Here is a 2,737-nt window from a genome sequence, read left to right on the forward strand (position 1 = left end):
TATAACGGGCGGGATAGATAAATCGCAGACAGTATGACAAGAAAGGCAACAACAAATTTCCACTTCTTTGGTATTTTCACTGTTCAGAAAGTTTTGGTATCATCGCCTTGACTAAATTGTAACTAACCAGGAAAGCTATGGAAAATGTTAGAAATAATATGAGTTGTGTAACCAACCACCTTTGGTATGCAGCAACTGCAAATACCCCAAAGCAAAGTTGTACTGCAGCATATAAAAGCGTTACCTTCCAATGCGGTAATTTCAACTCATTACTCAGGTACTGATACAAATGACTTCGATGGGCCTGCATCACGTTTTCTCCCCGTTTCCAGCGATAATAAACTGTAAGCACGGAATCCGCATAAAAAGTACATAAGAACATAATCAAACATAGAAAGACTTCTACTGACGTTGACAGCCTGACCACAAAAGAGGCAAACACAAAACCCAAAAAAATACTCCCCACATCCCCCATAAACACCCTTGCCCTGGGGAAATTAAAAGGGAGGAAACCAATACATCCGTCTGCAATAGCAGAACATATTGCACTGAAAAAAATGAACAATAAAATACTAAGGACGACTAACACCTCACTGTCCCTGAACTATAATTGTCCCAACAGTTTATGCTCATCTCAATTGTTTCAATAGGTTATTGTACTCCGAATGCGTCCCGATCCAAAACCAGATAACATTTTCTTCTTGAATAATGCCAAGCGCTCTAAAGTCTCTTGATATTCTTACTGAATAGACGGGACGTGTTGAATGAACCTGTTTGAAATGCAGACTTGGATAGTATGGATTTTCCTGAAATTGCTTGTAAGCCGTCTTTGCTCGTTTCTTTGTTACTTCCGATAATCCTGCATAGCATTTCCAGAAACGATCCGTTGCTCTTGATTTCATAGGCGGTCAATATCTAATGGCTGTGTTTTACCTTTCTTATGAGCCTCCAATGCCTCGTCTGCAAGTCTGTCAAGGGCATCCTCCGATTCGGCAAATACTTTTCCCCATTTTTTCTCGGCCTCCAGTTCTTCGAGCACCCACTTCGCGAGTGCATTCTGCTCAACAGAAGGGAGTTTAGATGCCTCTTTGAAGGCTTTTTCAAGTAATCGTGTCATAGTGCACCTCTATTCATTTTTCAAATTTTATCATATGTTGTCTGCTGCAGTAAAGTGCTGGAAACTGTCTCACGGATCCCTTCTTCCACAGTAAACGGCGGCCTCCAGCCAAGGACCTTCCTTACCTTGCTGCTATCTATGCGAAGAGAGAAGATGAGAAGATGGGGTAAGGGAGTTATATTGTACATCACTCTCAAGTATCACATAAATTCCTTATGGCCTTGTTAGTGAGGCAAATAATGGCATTCTAAGAGGGTAAAATGAATACTTAAGCAGCTTTATTCCCTTATGAAACAAAGGGATCATGTGGTCCGACCCCACACCCGCCCCCACACCCGCCCACCATGAATATCCCCTTCGAGTTACGCTCGCTGTGCTGCCATAATTATTTGATCCATTTCAACCAGCGCTTAATGTATGATAATGGCAGCAGCCAGTTTCGGGAAGGTGGATATGCCTTGCGGATATGGTCTGTCCCCGGGAACGCAAGACGGAATGTATACCTCACTTTTTGAAGCGGATTAGAAGAAACAGACATATTCAAATTTAATACCGTGCCCAGAATGTTCTTAACTTTGGGAACAATCCTGTATTCTATGTCTGATGCAGTCGGCCATTTGTGAAAGTCAATAAAATCAGCGTGTAAGTTTAATCCGGTCCAGAGCTGTGCAATTTTTATGGATTCTTCCAATCCAATACGGGCATTGAACTCTATACTCCTTTCTATCAGTATCTGCCACTCATGCTTATCTGTAATCTTTTGTAAAAGCAATGCAATGTCATAAATTGAGAGTAATCTTATATCAGCACTATGAGTAACGGTCATGTGCAGAACACAGGCAATAAGCGTGTCTACAGGATCCAAGACCTTAAAAGACAGGGAAGGAGTTTCCAATTGAATGCTGCGGTGAAACAACTCTTTAATATTCTGCTTGCCCTTATGTCCTGATAATATATGTAAATCCCAGTGCAGCTCAACCATAATATTCTTGTCCGGGTCTCTTTGGTGTGTAAATGCCTCTTCACAATCAACGCCCTTAAGATGGCCAAATCTGCTTGTTTTAGATTTGTAACCTATCTCCTCAAGAAGTCCTTTGGCATTAATGAAATCTTCTTCCCGAACTAATATATCAAGATCGCAATGGGGTCTTGTTGCAGGATCAGGATATATTGAATGGGCAAGGGCAGGGCCTTTCAGTACAATAAACTCTATCCCTTTTCTGTTGAAACTGTTGACGATTTCATTAACCTGCTTCTCTATTTTAAGACATTGGATGCGGCTTAACAGAAATGCTGTCCTCATCTGGTCTAAAATTTCTCCCGGCGGATGGAATTCCGGGGGGGAATTGCCAATTTTATAGTAAAGCAGCGGGGTTATCCAATGACTTCTCAAGGCACTGAGCAGCTTCTTCCATTCATCTATAGATATTTCTGGTGATACTTGAGGCAGGAGATGTGCATCTCCTCTTAAAAGAGATAAAAGATATAACAGAAGATCATCATGTGTATTTAATAATACATTTCTCGGCTCGCCACAAAGCTTCTGATCCGTATGGATATCTCTGAGTTTCTCCAAAAGTGTCATTGGATTATTTTACAACAAAGCTATCTTCGACTTAA

Annotated in this window: 3 protein-coding genes; all 3 read right to left on the reverse strand. The window is 41.2% G+C overall.

Annotated features, from left to right (window positions below; genetic code table 11):
* Nucleotides 1–76 precede the first annotated feature (76 nt).
* Nucleotides 77–589 carry a hypothetical protein gene (locus IT392_12645; protein MCC6545325.1) on the reverse strand — a complete coding sequence of 171 codons (513 nt, stop codon included), beginning with the start codon at nt 587–589 and terminating at the stop codon, nt 77–79.
* 309 nt (nt 590–898) lie between these two features.
* Complete coding sequence (locus tag IT392_12650; GenBank protein ID MCC6545326.1) at nt 899–1,117, reverse strand: hypothetical protein; 219 nt, start codon at nt 1,115–1,117, stop codon at nt 899–901.
* A gap of 385 nt (nt 1,118–1,502) precedes the next feature.
* Complete coding sequence (locus IT392_12655; protein MCC6545327.1) at nt 1,503–2,702, reverse strand: nucleotidyltransferase family protein; 1,200 nt, start codon at nt 2,700–2,702, stop codon at nt 1,503–1,505.
* Between the last annotated feature and the right edge of the window lie 35 nt (nt 2,703–2,737).

It is taken from the genome of Nitrospirota bacterium (assembly GCA_020846775.1).
GTDB lineage: Bacteria > Nitrospirota > 9FT-COMBO-42-15 > HDB-SIOI813 > HDB-SIOI813 > RBG-16-43-11.

What these genes read in the sequence shown, in the direction of transcription:
- IT392_12650 (MCC6545326.1), bottom strand. Translation starts at nt 1,117, where the DNA reads ATGACACGATTACTTGAAAAAGCCTTCAAAGAGGCATCTAAACTCCCT.
- IT392_12655 (MCC6545327.1), bottom strand. Translation starts at nt 2,702, where the DNA reads ATGACACTTTTGGAGAAACTCAGAGATATCCATACGGATCAGAAGCTT.